We start from the raw sequence: 24,635 nt of genomic DNA, 5'->3' as shown, positions 1-24,635 counted from the left end.
AAAGTGCGATCCCGCCCTGTTCTATCCATTACCTCTTATTTGCTCTCCAGTCACGTTCTTAATGGCGACTTTGAACAGTGGAATGGTAATGCACCAACGCAGTGGTCTGTGATTGATTCCGGCATTGCTGTTTCACCGACCAGTGTGGCCAATACAAAACGGAAGGCGATTGCTACAACCGTGAACACTTATTCCCTAAGAGCTGGTTTGGTGGCAAGGTTGAACCGATGAACTCTGATGGTCACCACCTATTTGCAACCGATGGCTATGTGAATGCGAAGCGCAGCAACTGGCTATTTGGTGAAGTGGGTAACAGCACTTACGCATCTAGCAATGGCTCAAAAGTCGGCTTAGCAAGCTCTACTTTGGGCTATTCAGGAACGGTATTTGAGCCTATTGATGAGTTCAAAGGTGATTTTGCTCGCGTGTATTTCTACATGGCGACACGCTATGAAAATGTGATTGGTAACTGGGAAAGCAATTCAAGCAGCTCAGACGCAGTACTAAACGGCACGAAAACGACCGTCTTTGAACCATGGATGCTGAACATGTTGAAACGTTGGCACAAAACGAACTTGTTAGCGCGAAAGCGATCAGCCGTAACCAAGCGGTGTTTGAATTCCAAGGTAACCGCAACCCGTTTGTGGATCACCCTGAATTTGTAGAGATCATTTGGGGAAACTAACCCCATTAGCTAAAGCAAATCGCCAGAAACAACACAGCCGCTATCGTCACTGTTCGGGCGGCTTTTTAATGCCGTTTTAGAGGCACAAAAAAGGGGAGGTTTTACCCTCCCCAAGCTAGCACATGGTTGAGCCTATTGTTTTTAGTTCTTAGTTACTGTCACGACTGGTGCGGCTTTATCAGCTGCATTGAAGTGGAAGTTGTAGTTTCCTGCTTCTGCAATTGTGATTTTAAGGTTTGCACTGTCGCCACCAACATCCATGGTGACTGCTGCGCCGAGCTCTACATTGCCTTCTCCACCGAAGTTGGTGTCACCCGCCCAATCCGCACTTGCGATCTTCATTTCGTAGCTACCTGCTGCTAGGTCGATATCTAAAGAGTAAACATCTGCGGCTACGTAGTTGAACTTCGCGCTTGAATCTTCAGCTGGCGTATCCCAAGTTGTGATCGTGCCGCGTAGGAAGAGTGAAGTTTCACCAAACGTTGGTGCGTCTGCCGCTTTCGTTACAGAAGCAACCGGTTTGTCAGCTGAATCGCTTTGCTCATGAATCGCATTTAGAACGAAGGTGTATTTGCCTGTTTCAGTAACGGACAATGCACAGTTATCTTCAGTACCCAAATCTAGAGATCCAGAAGCTTGTTCTGTGTAATCACAGCCAAAGTTTGGTGTACCCCAGCTATCATCAGCAAACTTAAAACCGTAATCACCAGCTTCAAGTACACCCGTTACCGAGTACATACCGTTACCAATGAATGACATTTCCCATTCTTCTGATGGATTCCAACCGCTCATGTCACCACGAACATAAACTTTGGTTTCGCCATAAGGAGGAATGCTCGATACGTCTTTGTTATCTGTATCAACAGGCAGACCAGCACCTTGTGCGTTACCTTGAGGTTGTACAAATACCGCTGTTGTAAGTGCCGGAACCGTGAAAGTCTCACCGGAGAAGCTTGCGCTCTTAACGGTCATGTCAGCCGAGTTCTTCTGAACGTAATGCAGTTCGAAACCCGTCGTGCCCTCAATTTTGAAAGATTTCTCTTCTGCTGTTGAGTTCACTACTGCGACGATGGCGTCGTAGTTTGTATCTAGATCTGCACCCGCTGACGTACCGTCGTCAATAGACATCACAATCAAGCCTTCAACTTGGTCTTTGCCTACGTTGCGGAAATCAACGCGGTTCATGACCTCTTGAGCGGTATCTAAACGGAACAGTTCGCTTGAGCTACGAATAGTCAGTAGTTCTAGGAATTGTTGCTTAGTTAGCTCGATATCGTCAGTGTTTGGCATCGCAGTGCTGTCAGCAACGATAGTTTTGATCAGCTCCCAGTTTGCGCCGTCTTTGTCTTCACGAGGTAGACCGACGTTCCAGTTGTTGTCGCTACCGTCGAAGTAAACGCGGTTGAACCAGTCACCTGAATCGTAAGAGTCACGCTGCATTGATTTCGAACGCAACAGCTCAGAACCCATATGGATGAATGGTATGCCTTGGCCTAACATCACGGTAGAGAGTGATACATACTGCATGCGAGCACGCTCTGCAGAGCTAGTACCAGAGGCGATTTTGTATGCGTTGTTATCCCAAAGCGTTTGGTTATCATGTTTCGACACGTAAGAGATGTTCTCAGATGGCATCTTAGTGTAGCCCGCTGGAGCACCGTTGTAGTCTACGTTCTTACCAAGTTTAGTATCACCTTTGTAATCGAGTAGAACGAATTCTGCTAGGTTACCCGCCATGCCCAGGCGAACAAGATCTTGGTTGTGTAAACGGCCGTTTACTGAATCTGCATCTGTTTTTGTTTCTTCATTGGCATAAGCTGCATTACCGAAGCCTTGGTTGAAACGAAGTGGGTGCTTGCCTTCTGTATCCATACCGCCATCGAATGGGCTGCCACCACGAACCGCATCACGTAGACGGTCAGAGAAAGTGCCGATTTCTGTGCCAGCCATGTTTAGCTGTGTTGCTTGGTCGAAGCGCGCGTTGTTCGCAACTTCACCGAAGTCCCAACCCTCGCCGTAGAACAGGGTGTTCGGGTCGATTTGGCGCACTTCTTCCAATGCTTCGACCATTACGTCTTTTGGCTGGTGGCCCATTAAGTCAAAACGGAAGCCATCCACTTTGTAGTCGTCAGCCCATACCTTGAGTGAGTCGACCATCAATTTACCCATCATCAGGTTTTCGGTCGCAGTGTTGTCACAACAAGTCGAGTTCTCAACGCCACCCGTGTTCACATTCAGACGGTGGTAGTATCCTGGGACAATTTTGTCTAGCACTGACTTATCGTTCACACCAGACGCATTGGTATGGTTGTATACCACGTCCATGATCAGCTTAAGATCCATGTCGTGTGTCGCTTTCACCATTTCACGGAATTCAAGAATACGTTTCGAACCATTAGGGTCTGTCGCGTAGCTGCCCTCTGGAACCGTGTAGTGGAATGGGTCGTAGCCCCAGTTGAAGCTGTCGAGCATGCGCAGGTCATTCATCAACGCTTGTGCATCGCCTGTTGAAGGATCATAACTATCGAGTACATCTTCGATGACTTTATTTTCGTCTTCGTTTCCGCACAGGGAGGCAGCAGGTTTTACATCACACAGTTTTCCGACCGTATCTGTAATATCGACACGGCTCGCGGAGTCTTCGTCAACGGTAGCTATATCAAATGCCGGTAAGATATGCAGCGTGGTTAAACCCGCATTTTTTAAAGCTTGTAGGTGAGTAACTGATTCACGGTCGGCTTCAGTGAGAGCCAGGTACTTTCCGTTTAGGCTAGGTGTGCCTTGTTTATCGCTAAAGCTAAAGTCGCGAAGGTGTGATTCGTAGAGAACGTGGTCTTCGTCTTTCTCTACGGTTGGTCGCTCGTAGTTGTCCCAGTTCGCAGGCTTCAGGGTTGAATCATTCAGGTCGATCACTTGAGAGTATGCAGAGTTTTTCGACAAGCTTAGAGAATACGGGTCTGTTACCAAGCGTGTTTCGATATTGCCTGTGGTTGGGTGGTAGACCTTAACTTGGTAACGGTAATAACTGTTCACCGCATTCGAGACTGCTTCAGTTGCCCAAATGCCCGTCTCAGTATTTTCGGTCATTGGGATCACTTGTGAGCTTTGCAGATCCTCGCTGTATAGGACCAATTCGACATCTTGCGCTGTTGGTGCCCAAAGTTTGAAGGTGGCCGCGCTGCCTTCGACAATCGCGCCTAGTTCTTCACTCATTGCATTACCAGCATCTTCGCTAGCAAACACTGCATCAAGCACACCTGGTTTTTGAACCTCAGTTGAAGAGGTAACGTCGCCGTTGGCATTGTAAGCAACAAGAATTATCTGAGATTTTAAAATAGTGCGAAGTGTGCTGTCGTCAACGTCGATAGCCAGGGCTGGTAAGCTTGCAAGGTGGCGGAAACGCTCTTTTAATTCAGAGGATAGCTCGCCATCTTTAGTTAGTTCAACTGCAGTACCACCCACGATCTCTTTGTCGTTCATAGTGATGCTGTTATCGAGAGCATAGAACAATTTCATTGAATCGGCATTGCTAGCGGCTTCCCAAGCAATGGTGGTCGCATCTAACCAATGCGCTTTTTGACCGTCAATATTGACTGGGCGATCTGAAATCGGGTCATAATATAACTCGCTGCTGCCATGGAACCCGAATAGACCTTGTGAATCACCAAGCTTGGTTAGCTCGACTTTAGAATTGGCACTGCCAAACGCTTTTTCGTCACCATTATGTAAGATGAAGTTCATGCATTTATGTGGGTCAGAAGCATCAGGATCGACTTTCAATACATAGTAAGCACCGTAAGTATCGCTGATACCGTCGTATTCGTAAGGGCTGCTCCAATCGGTTCCGGTTTCACTCAACCCCATGCCGACTAAGTCTGTGCTGGTACAGCCTTCACCATTCCATAGATGCAGCCCCCAACCGTCGTAAGTTGAGCCAGATGTGCTTGCAGCAGCAACATCACGTTTGTAATAAACAACGACTTCGTTTTCGCCAGCTTGGTATAAACCGCTGTTGCCAGCGTCGGTACCATTGTCGCTATCACTGCCACAACCTGCGATCAAAGTAGCGGTGAATAGAGGTAAAATCGCTTTGGCCAAAGTCGATCGCTTGAAGCTTCTCTTTTGGGTCACATTGAAGGTATTTCGTAGAGAGATAATTTTATTAATATTTATGTTGTTCACGTTTTGATATCCATATTTCACTTTTTATGAAGATGAATATGCTAGCTTTAACTAAGGTCGACTATTTGTGATGGCAATGTATAAAGTTATTTTTAATTCGTAAATATAGGAAACATAGTGTCAATATCACGCTTTGTATTTGGTTATTGTTAGATTATTTGGATCAATGACTCATTTGTTTAATATCAATGATGTAGGGCGTAGAAGCTAGGCGTAGTTAATAAGGATGAGAACTCATCCTTATTAATGTGAGTAATATATCGAATTGAGACAGTGTTAATTTGATGTGGAAATTAAGTTATTTATCAATTAGCTAAAAGCGAGTTGTTCGGTAATTTATATTGATAGGTATATCATCCATTTAAGGATAACACCCAAGCCAAAGACGCCAGCGGTTTCAATTCAATATTAAAACTGCCAACACTGTTCTCAATGTCGAGCACTTGTTGCGCTATGCCTTCAATATGTTCATTGAGTATGTAACGACCATCAACTAATTTGAGTTTTTGGATTACATCACTTGGAACCTTTAAGTGAATATTCTCAGTGGCATGTTGGTTGAAATTTGCAGCAACGATGGTCAGCTCTTGTTCGTTATAGCGCAGAAATGCGTAAACCGAATCACTCAAATTATTGCTCTGGTGTAAGTCTAGGTACAGCCCCATCATTGAAGAGTGCTCAAGCGAAAAGTTCATTACCTTTTGATAGAAGTGACGCAGTTGCTTTTCGATATTGTTTAGTAACTCACCATCGAACGCACCATCATTCATCCACTTTTGGTGTTGTGGGACGCCAATGTAGTCAAATATGGAAGTTCGTGAGGGCTGTCCAAAGCCTGCATTCTCTGCACCGGGTTCTCCGACTTCTTGCCCAAAGTAGATCATGGTTGGAGAACTGCTCAATAACGCGCTGATTAGCATCGCAGGCTTTACTATATGTGGATTGCCAACAAACTCGGGAGAAGCGATGCGTTGCTCATCGTGATTATCCAAGAAGTGCAGCATGTGATGTTCAATATCCATCATTTGATGTTGAATTTCAGGGATGATTGCCGTTGAAGCCTTGCCTTGCATGATGGCTTTGAGGCAGTCGTACAGATCTACCTTGTCATAGAGGTAGTCCATTTTGCCGAGATGTATGTAGTCGCGGTATAAGTCCGGCTGATACACCTCTGCCATCAGAAAGGCATCTTGGTTTTTCATCTTTATTGATGAGTTTAGGTAGCTCCAAAACTCAACTGGCACCATTTCAGCCATATCGTAACGGAATCCATCAACGCCTTTGTCTAACCAGAACAAGGCGATGTCTCGAAATTTCACCCAAGAGCTAGGCACAGCGACTGATTCCCAGAATTGGTGATGCTCTCGGTAATCGCGTTGGGCATAGTCTTTGGGTAGTTCAGGGAAATCTTTTGAACCGTCAGGGCGCACACCGTAATTAATCTTTACGGTTTCATACCAATCGTCGAAATTAGGCTTAGCTAAGCGTGATCCATTGCCCGTCCATTTGGCTGGCGCCTCTATAAACGGGGAGCTTAGGCTAGGGTGCTGTTCACCACCTAGCGGGGTAAAGGCTGGCTCTATATCTGGCAGTTCAAAGGTGCTGTTGGGGATGTAGTAGAAGTTATTGTCTCTGTGGTATTCCAGTGTAGTGTCATCTTGAGCACCAAAGTCACTGACTCCCTCTGGGTTATTTAAGCCTTGATAATGACGCGCAACGTGATTCGGTACGATATCGAGGATCACTTTTAAACCGTTGTTGTGGCTCCTTTTGATTAGTGCCTCAAATTCTTCTACACGGCGCTCAGGGTTCTCAGCGAGGTCTGGGTTCACTGAGTAATAGTCTTTGACTGCATAAGGTGAGCCTGCGCGTCCCTTTACTACGCTCGGGTGATCGTCTGAAATCCCGATGTGTTTGTAATCATTGATGACGGCGTGATGTGGCACTCCGGTATACCAAATATGCGTAATGCCGAGTTTGCGGATTTCCGATAGCGCTTTGTCTGTAAAGTCATTGAACTTGCCGACGCCATTTTGCTCGATTGTGCCCCACGGAACATGTTGGGTGTTTTTATTGCCAAATAAACGCGTAAAAACTTGGTAGATGGCGTACTTTTGGTTGTACATATTTATAATTCCTTTAACTTCCATCATGTTATGTAGGGATGAAAGGGCTTGTTTATTCTTTACAGGCTAACCGAATTACAATATGCCTTACTCATCCTTATCAAAATCTACAGGGCGTAATTGCTACAGTATGTGAGCTGTTGCTCAAAAGGAGTCATGTTGTCTTCATCTATTCAAATCGTTATCACTTATTTGGTTCTGGTGGCGGTGTCTGTGTTGTTTGCGGAAAGTTCTAAAGCGCTGTTGGTGTGGTATTTGGTTATCGGTTTCGTGACGTTTTTTGTGTACGCTAAGGACAAGCGAGCAGCGATCAATGGCAATTGGCGTGTGCCAGAGAAAACTCTGCATATTTTTTCTGTTGCTGGTGGCTGGCTAGGGGCGTTGATTGCTCAAGATAAGCTGCGTCATAAAACGCAGAAGCAGCCGTTCAGAGCCATATATTGGGTGACAGTGGCAGTGAATGTTGCGGCGTTTGTGTGGACGTTAACGCCGAGCGGGCAGACGATGTTTGGTCGTTGGCTTAGTGAACTTGTGGGTTATTTATAAAGAGAATAACGGTTAGCACAGGAGTACCAACCGTTAAAATACAGAAGTTATTCGACTAGAGCATCGGAATGGTCGATGCTAGAAGCAAGCCAGCCATACCGTAGTTGAAGCTTTTAATGCGGACTGGTGTTGTTAACCAGTGTTGTAGTTGCTTGCCTGCTGCCGTCCAGAAGGTCACAGAAGGCAAGTTGGCTAGCGTGAAGATACCTGCGATGATTGCAAGCTCCCACCATGAACTGCCGCTGCTATAAACTGAAATCGCAGTTAGCGCCATTGACCAACCTTTAGGGTTCACCCACTGAAAACTGGCAGCGCCGAGGAAGGTCATTGGTTTAAAAGCTTCAGTACTTTTCGCTTTGCCGCTCAATGCTATCTTGATTGCAAGGTACACGAGGTAAGCAAGGCTCAGGTATTTCAGTATTTGGTGAGTAACTGGGTACGCGTTGAAAATGCCCATTAAACCGAAGCCAACCAGCAGCAACATGGCTGCAAACCCTAGAGCAATGCCAAGCATGTGTGGAATAGTACGGGCAAAGCCAACATTTGCTCCTGATGTCATGAGCATGATGTTATTTGGACCTGGTGTGAAGGTCGAGACGAACGCAAACAAGGCAAGTGCGCTAAGTTGTTCTAAAGGCATTATGGTTCTCCAGCAAAAAATGAACGAAGTGACTGACCGGTCATGACTTTCACGTGTTGAGAAACATAGTAGGTGGAAAGTGAGGCAATTATGTGCTTTTATTTCCTCTATTATCACTAAATGCACAATAATAAGTACTTATGGATAGATTTGACGAAAGGATATTGCAAGAGCTTAAATTGGACGGCAGAATCTCCAATATTGAGCTCTCTGAACGAATTGGTTTGTCGGCTTCAGCGACCTTAAGGCGAGTACAAGATCTCGAGCGTAAAGGGATCATTCAAGGTTACCGTGCAGTTCTGGATAATGGCCTGATGGGCGTTGGCTTTATTGCTTACGTTTCGATTGGTTTATCGAGCCACAGCAAAGCGGCTCAACTAGAGTTTGAACAGCATGTCAGTATGGAAAAAGAGGTGGTGGAGTGCCACAACATTACCGGTGCCAACGAGTACTTGCTAAGGGTAGAAACCAAAGATCTACCGGGCTATAAGAAGTTTCATGCCGATGTGCTTGGGGAATGTGCTCAGGTGCAATCTATTACGACTATGGTTGTGATGGATACCCCTAAAGACGAACGCTAGTCGAGTTTTATTTCAGGAGAGGCGCAGTGCCAAATACCAATCAGTTGTTATTGTTCTTAGATGTGGTTCAACAAGGGTCGTTTACCAAAGCGGCAACCTTACATGATATGGACAACTCATCACTCTCTAAACAGATCAAAAAGCTCGAGCAAGATTTAGGTGTTCAGCTGCTGAACCGCTCTACACGCTCGTTTTCGTTGACGTCGGCAGGGGAAGATATTCTCGCACAAACCTATGTACTGAAAGACACCATCAATCAGATTCAAGGCATTGCAGATTCATACCAGTCAGAGCCAAAAGGCGTGCTACGAATTACTTCACCGATCTATTTTGGGCAGCAATATCTGCAACCTATCATCACTCAGTTCATGAGAAAGTACCCAGATGTTCAGATCGTACTTTCACTAGACGATAAGATCGCCAATATCATTGCAGGGCAGTTTGATATCGCGTTTCGCTTCAGTAAGCTTGTTGAATCGAATTTGATTGCCAAGAAGATTGCCGACAGTAATTTCATGTTGGTCGCGTCAAACGATTTTGTGAAGCAGCACGGTGAACCGAAAACGCCACAAGATCTACTCGCTCTACCTGCGGTGATTTATACCAATGGTGATATGACGGTCGACCATCTGCGCATTAGTGAAGAGCCGGGAGGTAATACCTTCCAGAGCCTAACGATTCGTGGCAACTATAAGGTGAGTGATGTTCGTACTATGGTGTCTTGTGTGAAAGATGGTCTAGGTTATGGCTTCCTTGATCAATCAAACCTGTATGCCTCAATGAAAGAACTTGGCTTGGTCACTTTACTGCCGGATTATCCGATCTCTACGATTGATACCGCAATCTACGCTGTCTATCCGCACCGTAAGCAAACCAAACTAGTCAAAGAATTCATCACTACGGTTCAAGACTATATTGGCTCTCCGACCATTTGGGAAAAGATGCAGCAAGATTAGCTGAATCTCTAATCGTTCAAACATAAAAAAGGAGCCAGAACGTCGAACGATCTGGCTCCTTTTTAATTGTTCCGGCTATCACTGATTTACAATGTAAAGCTTAGCTATAGCTGGCGTGAACGGCTCATATTCACTAATACCTATTAATGCTCATGAATCACTTCTTTACCACTCGGATAAGCTTTGGTACCTAGTACATGACCATCAACTTCTTTGCCATAGTAACCTTGGTGATTGTGGTAGCGCTTAGCATTGCTAGCAACATCACCCTTGTATCGAGGATCTTGTGGGCGTTCATGACTATTCACAAATGCAGCTACATCCCATGCATCCTGAATTGAAAGCTGTTGGCTCTTTCCAAGCGGCATATTTTCGTAGATGAAGTAAGCTGCTGTATTTACACGGTGCATACCTGCGCCCCAGTTATACGCATTTTCCCCCCACAGTGGTGGGAAGTATGAACGGCCGTCTGATCCTTTAATGCCTTCACCATTTTGACCATGACAGGTTTGGCAGTTGGTTTGGTAAACCTTTTCACCACGCGCTATCGATGGCTCTTGTTCAGGATTATCAATCTTAGGATAGCCACGCCCTGCCAACTTACTGCGGCCATCGATTGGGTATTTGCTTAACAGCTCTTCAGGGAGAGGGAAGCTTTCCGCTTTACCACCGACTTGTAAGTCGGCATCGCTAATCTCAGGAACGGGTGTATCTTGCATGCCGTTCTTGTCTAAGATGCCGCCCATCGCCAGCCAGTATGAATACGCCGTCAGTGCGACCATCTCTTTTGAACCCTCAGCCGGTGGCAGACCATTCATTGAGTAGGTGAAGCAACCTTGGATACGTTCTGCGTAGCTGTTTACCTTGTCATTCTTAGAACGATACGCAGGGTAGGCCATGTACGCACCCCAAAGAGGGGCAGCGTTAGGCTTCATGCCCGCTTGCATGTGGCAGTTGACACAGTTTTGTTCATTGCCGACGAACGTACCACGCATCTGTTGTGAATCGACAAACAGGGAATAGCCCAGTTTTACTTTGTCACCAAATTCCCCATCAGGAATATCTACCAAGTCGCGTGGCACCAGATATTTATTATCTTGTGGTTTTTCAACGGCGGGCAGTTCGGTTTGGCGATCGGGTAACTCACCTTCGGCATAAGCCATTCCAGAGGCAAGGGTTGCGGTAATTAGAAATAATGTTTTCATGCGAGCCCTTTAGTATCGGAAAGATGCGAAGTAGTAAGAGAGGTTTTTGATCTCATCGTCGGTCAACTTGCCGGCGATATTGCCCATCATGTTTAAATTATCACCCTTACGAGTGCCGTTTTTCCAAGCGTTGAGCTGAGTCTGAATGTAGTCGGCATGCTGGCTTGCTAGGCGAGGAAATTTGTCTACGCCCATACCACTTGGTCCATGACAGGTAGCACAAGCAGGAATGTTTCGATCCCAATCACCTTGGAATACAAGTTTACGATACGGGTTATCGATATCGGCTTGTGAGCCGCGCTGCTCTAAATCGGTAAATTCGTATGAAGGTAGTGATGCAAAGTATTCTGCGACCTCACGACGAACAGCGGGATCAGATACACCGTCAGCCATTCCCTTCATGATCGCGCTTTGACGCTCACCACTTGAGAACAGAACCAGTTGATGTTCTAGATAGTCAGCATTGAGCCCTGCAAGCATAGGGGCAATGTTGGGCATGCCTTTACCGTCGGCTTGATGGCAGCCGCTACAAGTTTCTGCGGCTTCTGGCATTGGATTGGGTGCTGCTTGTGCAAAAGCGGATAAAGAAAGGCTTCCTAGAGCAGCGATGCAAAGCGTTAGAGTTTGAGTTTTAATTGTCAGCTTAGTCATGAGGCGTCGCTATTGGTTGTAATGCACGCATTTTCGACATAATTGGTTGTTCGCGCTATTGTGGATTTCCACATTAATTCACTTGGAACTTGAGGTGAGTCTCACATTAATAACCTCAGTTACCATAATGGTATTGATGTGAACTTCTATAGGTTGATCCAATTGCCGTTTATGAAATGCAAGGGAACTGCCATGTTCGCCTCGGTATAACTGCTTGTTAAGGCTCTTTTATGGCACCGATTGTATAAGCATAGCTGCTTTATGGATGCGGGCTAAAAAAGTTGTGGTGAAATGAAGATTACCTAATGGCTTTGGGTTGATTACTCTATCTAGAGCGGATGCTTTATCTAGATTGGGTACTTTATGTAGATTGGACGTTTATCCAAATAGGCTGCTTTTCTAGATCAAGGGGACGAAAAAGCAGAGCAACTTCGAATGACGAAGTTGCCCTGTTGTGTTCTCATCTGCAAATCAGATAAGGAAGTGTTTTGAATCAGTGATTAAGTTATAGCTTGCTGAGTTTAAGCTAGACCTTGTAGATCTTAGCCGGAAGCGCTTGTCTGGCTGCTGCTCCTACAACCCAATCTAACATGACGCCTTTGCCTTCTCTCGTCGGGTCAATCAAGCCTATATCATTGATGTTAACGCCATCGTTCGACTTCATCTTCACTGGTTGTTGTGCGTCACCAATCCAGTGTGCGCGTTCACCGAGCTCTTTGTGTCCAAAGCCTAATGTGCCTTGTTTGATGCCATCAATCACCATCGCCAACGCGTGTGTGGTTGAACTCGGTGTTTCAATGGCAAATACGTCGCCTGTTTTGATACCAGCAGAAGAGGCGTCTTGCGGGTGAATGTAAACTGGGTTCACTCCTTTGATCGACTCTAAGCGTGGTGATAAGTTAGACACCGCACTGTGAATGTTGGATTTAAAGTTGGTCAGAGTAAATGGCCAATCTTTGGTCGGGAACTGCTCTGCTAAAGGTGTGCCGTCTGCGAGTTTTTGTGGATACCATGTAGGGCAACCCATGTACTGCTCGCCACTGATGGTGTTGCGAGAGGTACCAAGCTTTTCATTCCAAATAGCCAGTGGTTTGGTCCATTTGTACTTCATGGTTTCATTGGTGTAGGCATTGGTTGCGTCTTCGAAACGACCGCCACGCGCAAAGATATACGCCACTTTGAGCATCTCTTCTGGTTTAAGCGTTTTGTTCATCACAGGCACTAGGCGTTCTAGACCAGACCAAACGATATCTTCGGCGTCTACATTCGGCACGCCACCTTTTACGAACGCCAAGTTAGCAGCCGAGCGCAGGTAGAAGTCTTCAGCGCTATGAATACCGTGCCAGTTACCTTGGTTGTCTTTGATTACGTTATCGCCAAAGCCACCTAAGCCCAGAGTTTTCGCCACATCAATAAAGAAGTTCTCTAGGTTGATGGCGCGCCCGTCTTGAGTGCGTGAGGTTTTAGGCTCAACAATCGGCCAGCGAGCAGTGATCGCTTTGGTCGCGACGCCATGCCACGGGGTTGCCATGCCCCAGCTTTCGTAGGTCACCGTGTCTGGCACTAGGTAATCCGATAAGGCAGTCGTTTCATTGATGAAGGCATCGATAGAGACGATCAAGCCAAGCTGTTTTGGATCCTTAAGCTTTTCACCCAGCAAGTTGTTTAAACCCGGAACACCATAAAGTGGGTTCGCCATGTGGTTGATCCATGCCTTTGCGCGGTAAGGATAGCCATCAATAGCAGCTGATAAGTGCTCGGTTAACAGCGGCGCTGAGATTGGGTACCACGGAGCGCGTGTCGGGTAAGGTGACTCACCTGCGGCAACGCGACGTTTGTATTCGCTGGTTTTTTGATACGGGAACTTGCTGCGGGACAAGAATACACCTTGAGGCTTAGTCTTACCCTTGAACTTGGTAAAGTCGTAACGTGGACCTGCAACCGAAGTTGGGTAGCCGCCCGCTTTCGCCATCGCGCCACCTTTCGCGTTGATGTTACCGATCAGCGCGTTTAGCATCAGAATAGAGAACGAGTTGTAGAAGCCGTTGGTGTGCATGTTGCCACCGTGAGTATCCACGACTGCTTTTGTACCGTAGCTGGTGAAGCGTTTTGCCAACGCAATAATCTGGTCTTGTGGGATTTCACACTGCCCGCTGTAGTAAGCAAGGTCATATTTGAAGGCTTCTTCTTTCAATCTTTGTAGGGAAGACTTAACACGAACAGTCTGACCATTGATTTCTACGTCTTGATCGACGAACAAAGCCGCTTCATTCACCTGAATATGTGATGATAACAGTGACGTTGTCACATTAAGTGCGATAAATCCGTCATCGTCAGACATCGGTTCGCCTGTTTCTAGCAACCCTATATCCGATGCACGAAGCATACGCCCATTTTGTGGGTGCGACTCGTCACTGATCACTAGGTGTGAAGCATTACACCAATGCGTGGTGCCTGCTTTTTGCATCGCTTGTGCGCTTGGGCGAGACAAGAAGTCGTGATTGTAGCGTTGGTTTTCGATGATCCATTGGATCATGCCAAGAACTAATGCTGAATCGGTGCCCGGTTTGATCGGTAGCCAGTTGTTGCGGTCGCCCGCTGCAAGGCTTGATGATCCTGCAGGAAGGCTCGGCGTCACTATGGTGTAGCTCAGTTTTCCGTTGGTACGAGCCTCAGCCAGTTGTCTTGCTTGGCGCTTAAACGGGTTACCCGCTTGAGCCGGAGACATACCGATGAAAAGAATGAACTCTGCGTTATTGAAGTCAGGCTTTAAGTGCGAAAATTTGTCTAGATCATTCATGATCGCACCTGAACCTGCGCGGAACGCGTAGCCACAGTAAGAACCGTGATGACCAAAGTTGCGAGTGCCGTAGCTGTTAAATGCAAAGCGCTTCAAGATATCGTCACGCCCTTCATTACCGGCATTGGTCACAAGCAGTTGGTTGGCTTTTGGTCCGTATTCAGGGTTGTTTGGATCGAGTGGTGTTTCGATGTCGCGAATCGATCGTAAGCCTTCCACTTCGCCCTCTCCGAATAAGTCACCGCCTTCGGTGATCTCAGAGATAAGTTGTTCGTAGCTGATTGGCTCCCACTTACCTTCACCACGTTTACCAACGCGTTTGAGCGGTTGAGTGATTCGGTATGGACTGTTTTGAATCTCTAACATGCCGTTACCGCGTGCGCAGGCTGTCGAACGGTTATGGATACCGGATTCACCAGACAAGCCAATGTAGGCGTCTTTTACCGGTGTTTTGAACGGGATCTGTTGGTCGCTTGATAGTGGGTGATACGGGTTGCCCGAGATACGTAAGATCTCGTCATTGCGATTATCGATACGTACACGCAAGCCACACAGTGTCCAGCAACCAAAACACATTGATGGTGCCACGCGTTGGTTCGGATTCGGTGAGATCTTACCTTGCTCATCGACTCTGTATTCCGTCTCTAACGAATTACCGTGATGGATGTGATTGGTTTTCTTACCTGCGGTGCCATCGATAGCACCGTGAACCATGTGCTTTGTGGTTGTCGCATAACCTGCGGCAAAAGCTCCAACACCACCGGCAGCAAGGCCTGTTTTCAAAAATTGACGACGTTTGTTATCCATGATGATTCCTCAGACTACAAGCTATGTGAGCGGTTAAGTGGTGATGATGTGTTTTGGTTTGGCTTAGATGCTGTCTTTGTCGCAGAGCCAGTTGTTCTTGACGATCCAGCAGACACGATTTCAGAGGTGAACAACGCAAGTGCTAGCCAAAGGCCGCACATGCCAACGATGCCAAGTAACCCAGCACTACCCATTGGTAATTCATAAGGGAATGGACCCACATCAAAACGGGGAATGGTTTGAACTTCCATCATGGTGACCCAACGTACCGCCCATGCTGAAACGATGGTCGCAAGCGCAACACAGACAATTCCTAGCTTACTTTGCGATAGGCGTTGCAGTGGTAGAACCAAGATCATGCACAGCAAAATGCTGGTGGTCATGATGCCTAAATTGATGCCCCAAGCGTCGTTCTCATACAGGCTGAAGTGACCATGGTTAGATGCCCAAATCGACGTAAGAATGATGGCAAGGCCACCCGTTAAGGTAATGGTTCTTTGTACTAGAGCGAGGTCTGTTGGTTTTAAGCTTGGCTTGCTTGAAGGCAGTAGAGCCCAAATCAATAGGGTTAAACCCGTTGCAGCAAAGAACGCTGTCGTAAACCAAAGCAGCGGAGAAGCCGGTTGATGCCAAAGCGGTCGGCTCGCCAAAATCGCAATCTCTGCACCTGTATAAAGCGCGATGCTTAGCCCTGATAACGCAGTTGCAGCGGCTAATGCAATCATCACTTTTTTCGATACCTGCCAATGACCCAGTGTTAACCAAGACAGGCGTTTTAGAAGTGGGTTTTCACTCTCTTTGAGCTGTGCGATGTCGTCACGCAGGTAAACCCAAGCTGTCGCAACAGCCAGACCAGAGAACAAAGGTAGGAATAGAGAGCCTAACGACATCCATGACCAAGGCGTAATGTGAGCATAGAAGTGCCAAGCACGTCCCGGTTGGTGCAAATCACCGGTTAATGCTAATGGCCCAACAATCGCGCCGATGGCCATCACAAGCACAAGGGCAGAACGGAATTGATGGCTGGTTGAGTTTTTGAATATAAGTGAAATCAAGAACAGAATAGCCGCTGCGTAAGCTGAACCAATGTAGAAGAAATATTGAACCGCCCACGGTAGCCAAGCGATCTCTTGAGCGGGAACTAACACCTCAGTGATATTCATGCTGTCTCTCCTTGTTTGCCTTGTGTCGCGATTGCCAATTCTTGTTGGCTAGAGGATGAGTTATCGATGGCGGCGGGATCATAAATCGCAGGCTGACCTTCAATGTGGCTAACGAATCGCTCGTTCATGCCGATATAGAAAACATGGGGGTTGGTGTTCTGCTCTGGTTTAAGCACCTTGATGTCGTCTTGGTTTTCATTGAGCAGGCGGTTAATTTCGCTGTTTGGATCTTTAAGGTCACCAATGACACGCGCACCACCAACACAGGTTTCTACACAGGCGGGCAGCAAGCCGTCTTCAAGGCGGTGTGCACAGAAGGTGCATTTGTCTGCGGTAAGGGTGTCGTTATTAATGAAACGAGCATCGTAAGGACAAGCTTGAACACAGTAAGCACAGGCTACGCAGCGTTCATTGTCGACCATGACAATGCCGTCTTCGCGTTGGAAGGTCGCTTGAACTGGACAAACCTTGATGCAGGGAGCGTTGTCACAGTGATTACAGAGGCGAGGTAACATGAAAGATTTCACGTCTTGTTGAGCCGTCGAACCATCATCAAGGGAGACTTCATACTGTTTTACGGTGGTTCTGAACTGGCCAATTGGTACTTGGTTTTCAACGCTACAGCCAACAGTGCACGCCTGACAGCCAACGCACTTACGTAAATCAATCGCCATGGCGTAGCGTTTACCTATTTCGCCTTTGCGGTCAGGTTGGTTGTTATTGCGAATGGCTGTGCTTGCGACTGCGGTGTTGATCCCGGCAATGGGAATGAGCGCAGCACCAGCGGAAACCTTGCCGAATTGGCTGAGAAACCGTCTTTTCAATGAGTCCATGTTGGTACCTATAAATGGGTATTCTATCTGTTGGGCTTATTGTCAGATTTTGACTGTTCACGGGGTATTGTGGATTTCCACATACCCAGATCAAAGTTGATCTAGAACAAATGTGGTTTTACCAATCTAGCTGTTATGCTTTGTTTTAGAGGCTTATTTAAGGCGCTCACGCATGAGCTAAGCGCGAAACACGCCGCTGACATAAAATGAATCGAGAATAAATTGAATAAACAGTCCGTTTGGAGAAAGAGATTTCAGTGACAGTCAGAAACCTAATGACAATCGTTGGCCTTTGTTGGTTGAGCCTAACCGCAGGCGCGTGTTTAGCGGCTCAATCGGAGCAAGAGATTGCAACGACAAACACTGTTGAGTCTGAGCAAATCATAGAGGTTGGCGTGTTGGCGACTCGAGGTAAGCTTTCCGCTCAACAGCGTTGGCAGCCGACAATGGATTGGTTGTCTGAGCGCACTCCCGGAAAACACTTTGTTCTCAAGCCTTTCAACTTGGAAGAGATGGCCGAAGCGGTAAAAGATGTGACTGTTGATTTTGTTATCACCAACCCCGGTCAGGCGGTTCGATTAGGACGCCAGTATGCGCTTTCTTGGATGGCAACCATGACCAGTCATAACTTTGAAGCTCAAGGCACCAGTAATACACGCAGCATTGGTTCCGCCTTGGTGGTGAGAAGAATGTCGCCTTATATCTCTCTCGAACAACTTAGCGGTAAGCCGATTGCGGCAGTCTCTGAAAATGCTTTTGGTGGTTACCTCACTATGCGTTACCAAGTGATGCAACAAGGGCTTAATCCCAACCACTTTTTCTCTAATACTCAGTTCTTAGGTTTCCCTATTGATGCTAGCTTGTATCAACTGCGTGAAGGACACATTGAAGCTGCGGTGGTGCCTGCGTGTTTGGTCGAGAGCATGATCAGCGAAGGTTTGCTGGTGGCGGGTCAATATCGTGTTATCGAGAATCAAGCACCAGAAGGGTTCCAATGTCAGGTGTCTACGCCGTTGTACCCTAACTGGTCGTTTGCCAAAACAGAGCGAGCGTCTTCGGCACTGGCGAAACAAATGAGTCAGGTGTTATTTGCTATGCCAAAAAGCAGTGCGCCAGCCATTGCAGCGAATGCATCGGGCTGGACGTCACCGACAAGCCTGCTGTCGATCGATAAGCTATATCAACAACTCGACATGCATCCACTACAACAACCTTGGTGGAAAGAAGCGTTAATCTGGCTCAAGTACAATCAACAGTGGGCATGGGCGTTCTTTATTCTTGTCGTGTCTCTAAATGCTTACCATTTCTGGCTAGAATACAAATTCAGTCGCAGCAAAAAGCAACTAGAAGCGACGCTGTATAAGCTGAAAAGTAAGAGTGAACAACTAGAGCACTCACAGCGTATCGCGGTAGTTGGTGAACTAGGGAGTAGCTTGGCACACGAGATCAATCAGCCTCTGGCAGCCATTAGGAATTATAGCGAAGGTGGTTTACTGCGGATTTCGAAGAACAAACCGCTGACTGACATAGAGCCTGTATTTGAGAAGATCCAGTCGCAAGTGGACCGTGCTGATGCGATTATCCAACGCTTAAGAAACATGATCAAAAAGCGCTCATCAGATAAATCTCAAATTGATATAGAAGCGCTTCTTACAGATACCATCGAGCTACTGCAATTTCGATTACATAAACACAAGATAACCATTGAACGTTATGTTGTGGGTACACCTATCAAGCTACATGTTGACCCTGTCGGACTGCAGCAGGTGGTTGTAAATTTGATCAACAATGCGACTGATGCGTGTAATGCTCAGATGCATCGCGAACAAAGCGCTACGTCTGATATTGGTAACAAAAACAACGAACCATCGACAATTAAAGTGATTACCGAGTATCAACCGGATAAAATGATGCTGTCGGTTATCGATAACGGCACCGGTTTAGATTTTACCGAGCAACAAGTCACTCAAGCCTTTGTGAGTAGCAAAGAAAACGGCTTGGGGTTAGGGCTTGCGATTTGCCAAGATGTGATTGAAGACCACAGTGGCAAAATGAGCATCACTTCACTGACTCCTCATGGTTGTCATGTCGCGGTGACACTGCCTTCCTCTATTTCAAATGACTCATAAGGAATCTTGTTATGCCTGAACTTCATCAAACGTTGCCGGTCTATGTGGTTGATGACGATGAGTCGATGCGTGACTCATTGGTGTTCTTATTGGAAGAGCACGATTTCAAGGTGACAGCCTATGAAGATGGCCCGAGCTTTTTGGATGCCGTGGATCTGAGTGTTCCAGGATGCGTGGTATTGGATAGTAGAATGCCCGAAATGAGAGGGCAGCAAGTTCATGAGTTGATGGTGAAGGCGCAGAGCCCACTGTCGGTGATCTATCTGACGGGTCACGGTGATGTACCAATGGCGGTCGAGGCATTGCAAGCCGGTGCGGTGAACTTCTTTCAAAAGCCAGTTAAAGGTAATGAGTTAGCTGAGGCGATCAAGCAAGGTTTGGACGCTTCAGAAAAGCACTTACACATGAATGTGTATCGCCAAGCGTACGCGTCGTTAACCGAGCGTGAGATAGACATCCTCAAACAAATTATCGACGGTAAGCGTAACCAGAAAATAGCCGATGAATTGTGCATTGCCATGAGAACAGTGGAAGTACACCGAGCAAGCTTGATGAAGAAATTCTCAGCGAAGACGGTTGCCGAGTTGGCTTACATATACGGTCAATTGACCTAGGTATAGAGCTATTCCTGTAAGAGAGTTGTACGGCAGTTGCACGAAATTGTTGATGGGAAAAACATCAATTTCGTCACCAAGCTTTAGGACTTTCCTGATGAAAGGCAGCCTTCATAATTTATCTATATTGAAGCAAGATCACATCGTCTATGGACTGCATACGGATTGAACCTCCTAGGCTTCTTATCGCAATGTAATCCTGAGATACTGAACTAAGTTCATTTTAAGGCGGAACGTGCCAGTAACTGCACTTTTCCCTGTAATTCGAAACATAACATTCACTATGGGTAGAACACACTCTCAACGTCGAGTCTTGTATCTGCCGAGTTAGGTTAAATATTTTATGAGTACAATGGGAATCGCAATTGGTGCGACCGCTCTTTCGTTAATACTTGTTGCTGTGTGGCTGATTTCTTTATCACTAAGAAAGCAGCGCTTGGAACAAGAACGTAAAGCGCGAGCTGTCGCTTACCGAAAGGCGATTGAAAAAGCACGTATCCAAGAGCAAAAAGAGCGCCACTTTAAAGCAGAAACAGGGCATGTCCCGTCGATTCTATATTTAGCGAAAGAGGCTGAACGTAACAATATCAAGGAAGCGTTATATTGGTACGATAAAGCGGCGCATTTGGATAACGTCAACGGCATGTACGGCATTGTTCGCTTAAGTATGAAGCGCAAAGAAGATCTGATCTTGAGAGAACAAGCCAACTTTTGGCAGCTTGCGATCTCTGCCTTAGATAACGATATGTCGGCGAAATTTGAGATGGGTAAAGCCCTGGTTCATGGACGTGGGACCGTGAAGAACATCCCCAAAGGCTACACCTATATTGAAGAGTCTGCCGCTGGTGGTAATACCGAAGCGATGCTATTCATGGGTGACTGGTGCCTAGACAAAGAGAATCCAGATTACTCGGCTGAAAGCTCTGTCGAGTGGTACCAAAAGGCCGCTGAAAAAAACAACCTAGACGGCAAGATCAAACTGGGTATGAGCTATTTGAACGGTGTTGGTGTTGAACCGAATCACGGCGAAGCGGTGTACTGGTTTGAAACTGCCGCAGAAAAGAACAGTGCAGAAGCCATGTTTAGAGCTGGCGAAGCTTGGATTGACCATGGTGAACACGGCAACGCGATTGCTTATATCTGGCTATTTTTGTCTGCTCATTTTGGCTACTCAGAAGCGAAGCATTTGCGGGATAAAGTTGGTGGTGAACTGGGTGTCGATGCCGTCGTGGGCTTACAAGCTCTGACTAAGCCGATCATGACTAAGTTGACTCAAGAAGCGATCACTAAGCATTCAATCATTAAAGCGCTCAATAAGCTCTACAAGCGCAATATACCGATCCCTAAGAAAGTGAAAGAAGCGTCTGATGAAGAAGGTGAGGCATTAAAAGTAGATGCGAGCCATCTAGATACTCAAACGGCGAGTGCTCAAGATACGAATGTTGATTACAGCCAACAACCTAATTCCGAGCAAGCATCAACAGAGAGACAAGCGACCCCAAATAGTGACCCTCTAGACTTCAGTCAGGCAGCCGTGGATCCAAGCTGGAAAAGCAACCACTAAAACGTGTTGGTTAGCTTTGATGAGTTAGACAAAAATGACTGAAGCTATAAATCTATAAACCTATATAGCTTCTAACCGTAATCTAGAAAACCAAGACAACAAAAAAGGGAAGCGAATGCTTCCCTTTTTATTTGTGTGCTATTTGCTTTTAGAGCTTAGAGCTTAGAGCTAAAGCCTAATACCCAAGAGCTGTTAAGCTTTGTTTTGCTCAGCTTTACATACAGCCGCAGTGAACACTACGTCAGTTGAGCTGTTAAGTGCTGTTTCAGCCGAATCTTGAATCACACCAATGATGAAACCAACCGCTACAACCTGCATCGCTACATCGTTTGATATACCGAATAGGCCACAAGCTAGAGGAATCAGTAGCAGTGAACCACCGGCAACGCCTGATGCGCCACATGCTGAAATTGCAGCAACAAGGCTTAGTAGAATCGCAGTGAAGATATCAATCTCAATACCCATTGTGTGTACAGCTGCAAGCGTTAACACAGTGATGGTGATTGCAGCACCCGCCATGTTGATGGTTGCGCCTAGAGGGATTGATACAGAGTAAGTATCTTCATCTAGCTCTAGCTTCTTACAAAGGTTCATGTTCACTGGGATGTTTGCAGCGCTTGAACGAGTGAAGAATGCCGTTACACCAGATTCACGAATACATTGCAGTACAAGTGGGTATGGGTTCTGTTTTGTCTTTACAAAGACAAGCAGTGGGTTAACGACAAGAGCAATGATCAGCATTGAGCTTAGTAGAACCGCTAGCAGTTGACCGTAGCTTGCTAGTGCATCGAAGCCCGTTGTTGCGAATGTAGTCGAAACAAGGCCGAAGATACCGAATGGCGCAAGACGAATAATGAAGCGAACAATGTGTGAAACACTGTGGCTAAGGTCTTCGAAAACCGCTTTGGTTGTTGCAGATGCGTGGTGCAGTGCAAGACCAAGGCCGATAGCCCAAGCAAGAATACCGATGTAGTTAGCGTTCATTAGTGCGCTAACTGGGTTATCTACAAGCTTGAATAGAAGCGTATGAAGAACTTCTGCAATACCTTGAGGAGGGTTAGCACCTTCAGCGCCAGCAACCAGTGTCAAAGTGGTTGGGAACATGAAGCTCAGTACTACAGCAGTCAGTGCTGCAGAGAACGTACCAATCAGGTAAAGCACAATGATTGGACGCATATGAGTATGCTGACCTTTCTTTTGGTTTGCGATAGAAGCTGCAACAAGAATGAATACTAAAATTGGGGCAACAGCTTTCAGAGCACCAACAAACAGACTACCTAATAGGCCTGCATCTTGAGCTGCTGAAGGAGAAACCATGGCGAGAACGACACCGAAAACAATACCAGCAAGGATCTGTAGAACGAGATTTCCACGAGCGATGCGGGCGAGCATGTTGTGATTTTGCATAAAATACCTGCAATTGTTAATTTATTATAGTGATGTATTTTTTTATAAAGTTGTACCAAATCCAACTATACACTAGTGGAATGGGCGGTCATATTAGCGGGATCTAAGAGGGTGTCTAGGAATAGTTTACTTTTAGGGTGATTGTTTGCGCTACGTGGTGTTTTTAGAGCTAAATGTTAAATTTTTGTACTCTTGTTGAGATATAAATCTGCATGATAATACTCATTCGGGTCAATGTTCTGGCTCTGGTGTCGTCAGAGTCGATTAGCAAGATCATTGTGTGCAGAAATGATCTCATCGAATTCCTATTGATACAAAGAAGACCTGTTAATACAAAGAAGCCTCGCTGATACAAAAAAGCCCCAGCCCAATGCATTAAAGAGCTCATGAATTAATGAGCTAATACGCGATAGGGACATAGGGCTTATTTACGTGTTGTAAACCTAATCCAATAATCGGCTATTTAGACGATTTCTTGATATTACGGCTCTCTGACTGCACGGTTTTGTACATTTTAGAAAGCTGTTTACTGTTCGCTCTCTGCTCTGCCAATGAGGCTCCATTTCTTGCTTGCTCTCTGAGTAGCTTCTCATAGTTAGAGAATCGTCTTTCAGAAAGCTCACCGCTTTCAATGGCCTTGCGTATTGTGCATCCTGGTTCTGACTCATGGCTGCAATCAGAAAAGCGACAATGCATCGCTAACTCTTCCACATCAGAAAAAGTTTCACTTACTCCTTCAGCACAATCGGCGAGTTGTAACTCTCGCATACCGGGAGTATCGAGCAATAAACCGCCCGACGTTAGCAAGTGGAGCGATCGTGACGTGGTTGTATGACGGCCTTTGCTGTCGTCTTCACGAATACCGCCCGTTTCTTGTTGAGTCTCCCCAAGCAGCGAGTTGACCAGCGTCGATTTCCCGACACCAGACGAACCCATCAAAGCCACCGTTTTGCCCGTTTTACACCAAGGTGACAATACTTGAGTAGAGTCTTGATCTAGGCTATTAACGGCTTCGATCATCAGCATTGGGTCTAAGCTTTGCACTTGCTGTACTTTGTCTTGGTAGTCGTCACACAAGTCTTTCTTGGTAAGTACGATAACCGCTTCAACCTGTGCTTCATTGGCGAGTGCTAGATAGCGCTCGATGCGGCTTAGATTAAAGTCGTTATTTAACGAAACCACGATAAATACGGTGTCAATATTGGCTGAAATGTACTGTTCTGCCACACGACTGCCTGCTGCTTTACGGCTGAAGAGAGACTGACGCTCAAGTAAGCGGTCGAATTGTAAATCAGCGTTTAATATCACCCAGTCGCCAACCGTCATTGCGGGTTGGTTTTGATGAACGGGTAGAACGATTTCGCCTTGTTCTGACGCAAGCGTATAGCCGCTGCGATGGTGCGCGGTAATGCGAGCAATGACGGAATGATCATAGTCTTCGAGTGTCAGTTGTTGTTGAAATACAGGTTGCCATCCAAGCTGTTGGAGTGACATTGGATGAGAAAATGCGTTTTGTGAATTCATGTCTATTTACCCAGACGTGCGAGCTTTCTTTTTTATAAGAGCATTAAAGTCTTATGAGAGCATTAACTTCTTGTGAGCTCTCTTATTGTTGATGAGATCAAAAGAGTTAATGAGACCAAAAAGAGTTGCTGAGATTAAAAAGCGTCGAGACGTCAAAAATGTTTTGAGCTTGGGTCGAATTCAAATAGATAGGACCCCGGATTTAGTCATGCGCTATTGGGC

At 46.3% G+C, this 24,635-nt stretch carries 16 protein-coding genes and 2 pseudogenes; 8 read left to right on the top strand and 10 right to left on the bottom strand.

Going from position 1 to position 24,635, the window contains the following annotated elements; genetic code table 11:
- Together AB4209_RS20200 and AB4209_RS20195 are read left to right on the top strand one after the other, a co-directional pair.
- Positions 1–231, top strand: a pseudogene (locus AB4209_RS20200) (hypothetical protein); the annotation flags it as partial.
- Positions 135–685: pseudogene (locus AB4209_RS20195) on the top strand (endonuclease); the annotation flags it as partial. The pseudogenes AB4209_RS20200 and AB4209_RS20195, both read left to right, overlap by 97 nt.
- Positions 686–826: 141 nt before the next feature.
- On the opposite strand, the gene pulA reads toward AB4209_RS20195, so the two are convergent.
- Complete coding sequence (pulA, locus tag AB4209_RS20190; protein WP_372057098.1) at positions 827–4,867, bottom strand: pullulanase-type alpha-1,6-glucosidase; 4,041 nt, start codon at positions 4,865–4,867, stop codon at positions 827–829.
- Between the two features lie 353 nt (positions 4,868–5,220).
- The gene (locus AB4209_RS20185; protein ID WP_372057096.1) at positions 5,221–6,993 is read right to left on the bottom strand and encodes an alpha-amylase family glycosyl hydrolase; all 1,773 of its coding nucleotides are present in this window, start codon (positions 6,991–6,993) and stop codon (positions 5,221–5,223) included.
- Between the two features lie 156 nt (positions 6,994–7,149).
- On the opposite strand from AB4209_RS20185, the gene AB4209_RS20180 reads away from it, so the two are divergent.
- Entirely contained in the window at positions 7,150–7,539 is a 390-nt protein-coding gene (locus AB4209_RS20180; RefSeq protein WP_017064222.1) for a DUF1294 domain-containing protein, read from the top strand.
- Positions 7,540–7,594: 55 nt separating this feature from the next.
- On the opposite strand, the gene AB4209_RS20175 is transcribed toward AB4209_RS20180, so the two are convergent.
- A complete protein-coding gene (locus tag AB4209_RS20175) occupies positions 7,595–8,179 on the bottom strand; it encodes a LysE family translocator (protein WP_017064223.1) in 585 nt (194 codons plus the stop codon).
- A gap of 140 nt (positions 8,180–8,319) precedes the next feature.
- Between AB4209_RS20175 and AB4209_RS20170 the strand changes: the two genes are divergently transcribed.
- The gene (locus AB4209_RS20170; protein ID WP_009845852.1) at positions 8,320–8,760 is read left to right on the top strand and encodes an Lrp/AsnC family transcriptional regulator; all 441 of its coding nucleotides are present in this window, start codon (positions 8,320–8,322) and stop codon (positions 8,758–8,760) included.
- A 26-nt stretch (positions 8,761–8,786) separates the two neighbouring features.
- Positions 8,787–9,716: a LysR family transcriptional regulator gene (locus tag AB4209_RS20165; protein WP_017064224.1), complete on the top strand. Its 930-nt coding sequence runs from the start codon at positions 8,787–8,789 to the stop codon at positions 9,714–9,716.
- 143 nt (positions 9,717–9,859) lie between these two features.
- On the opposite strand, the gene AB4209_RS20160 is transcribed toward AB4209_RS20165, so the two are convergent.
- The 5 genes from AB4209_RS20160 to dsrO all read right to left on the bottom strand — a co-directional run bounded on the left by AB4209_RS20160 (position 9,860) and on the right by dsrO (position 17,175).
- Positions 9,860–10,921 carry a c-type cytochrome gene (locus AB4209_RS20160; RefSeq protein WP_372057094.1) on the bottom strand — a complete coding sequence of 354 codons (1,062 nt, stop codon included), beginning with the start codon at positions 10,919–10,921 and terminating at the stop codon, positions 9,860–9,862.
- 9 nt (positions 10,922–10,930) lie between these two features.
- Positions 10,931–11,572 carry a c-type cytochrome gene (locus tag AB4209_RS20155; protein WP_017058844.1) on the bottom strand — a complete coding sequence of 214 codons (642 nt, stop codon included), beginning with the start codon at positions 11,570–11,572 and terminating at the stop codon, positions 10,931–10,933.
- A 526-nt stretch (positions 11,573–12,098) separates the two neighbouring features.
- Entirely contained in the window at positions 12,099–15,179 is a 3,081-nt protein-coding gene (locus AB4209_RS20150; protein ID WP_372057092.1) for a tetrathionate reductase subunit A, read from the bottom strand.
- A gap of 14 nt (positions 15,180–15,193) precedes the next feature.
- A complete protein-coding gene (gene nrfD, locus AB4209_RS20145) occupies positions 15,194–16,342 on the bottom strand; it encodes an NrfD/PsrC family molybdoenzyme membrane anchor subunit (protein ID WP_372057090.1) in 1,149 nt (382 codons plus the stop codon).
- Positions 16,339–17,175, bottom strand: coding sequence for a sulfate reduction electron transfer complex DsrMKJOP subunit DsrO (gene dsrO / locus AB4209_RS20140; protein ID WP_372057088.1), 837 nt, complete (start codon positions 17,173–17,175; stop codon positions 16,339–16,341). Before dsrO ends, nrfD begins: the two co-directional genes overlap by 4 nt.
- 257 nt (positions 17,176–17,432) lie before the next feature.
- Here dsrO and AB4209_RS20135 point away from each other — a divergent pair, with 257 nt between their 5' ends.
- The 3 genes from AB4209_RS20135 to AB4209_RS20125 all read left to right on the top strand — a co-directional run bounded on the left by AB4209_RS20135 (position 17,433) and on the right by AB4209_RS20125 (position 21,482).
- Entirely contained in the window at positions 17,433–19,304 is a 1,872-nt protein-coding gene (locus AB4209_RS20135; protein ID WP_372057086.1) for a PhnD/SsuA/transferrin family substrate-binding protein, read from the top strand.
- 11 nt (positions 19,305–19,315) lie between these two features.
- Positions 19,316–19,918, top strand: a complete 603-nt coding sequence (locus AB4209_RS20130) for a response regulator transcription factor (protein WP_372057084.1) — start codon at positions 19,316–19,318, stop codon at positions 19,916–19,918.
- 343 nt (positions 19,919–20,261) lie between these two features.
- Positions 20,262–21,482 carry a tetratricopeptide repeat protein gene (locus AB4209_RS20125; protein ID WP_372057082.1) on the top strand — a complete coding sequence of 407 codons (1,221 nt, stop codon included), beginning with the start codon at positions 20,262–20,264 and terminating at the stop codon, positions 21,480–21,482.
- 192 nt (positions 21,483–21,674) lie between these two features.
- Here the strand turns inward: AB4209_RS20125 and sstT are convergent, their stop codons facing one another.
- Positions 21,675–22,889 carry a serine/threonine transporter SstT gene (gene sstT / locus AB4209_RS20120; RefSeq protein ID WP_004732110.1) on the bottom strand — a complete coding sequence of 405 codons (1,215 nt, stop codon included), beginning with the start codon at positions 22,887–22,889 and terminating at the stop codon, positions 21,675–21,677.
- 459 nt (positions 22,890–23,348) lie between these two features.
- Positions 23,349–24,413 carry a ribosome small subunit-dependent GTPase A gene (gene rsgA / locus AB4209_RS20115; protein ID WP_151416782.1) on the bottom strand — a complete coding sequence of 355 codons (1,065 nt, stop codon included), beginning with the start codon at positions 24,411–24,413 and terminating at the stop codon, positions 23,349–23,351.
- Between the last annotated feature and the right edge of the window lie 222 nt (positions 24,414–24,635).

Origin of the sequence: Vibrio sp. 10N.286.48.C11 (assembly GCF_041469805.1) — a bacterium.
Taxonomy (GTDB): domain Bacteria; phylum Pseudomonadota; class Gammaproteobacteria; order Enterobacterales; family Vibrionaceae; genus Vibrio; species Vibrio crassostreae_C.
Note: the sequence above shows the minus strand (reverse complement) of the source record. Positions and strands in the feature narration are given on the sequence as shown.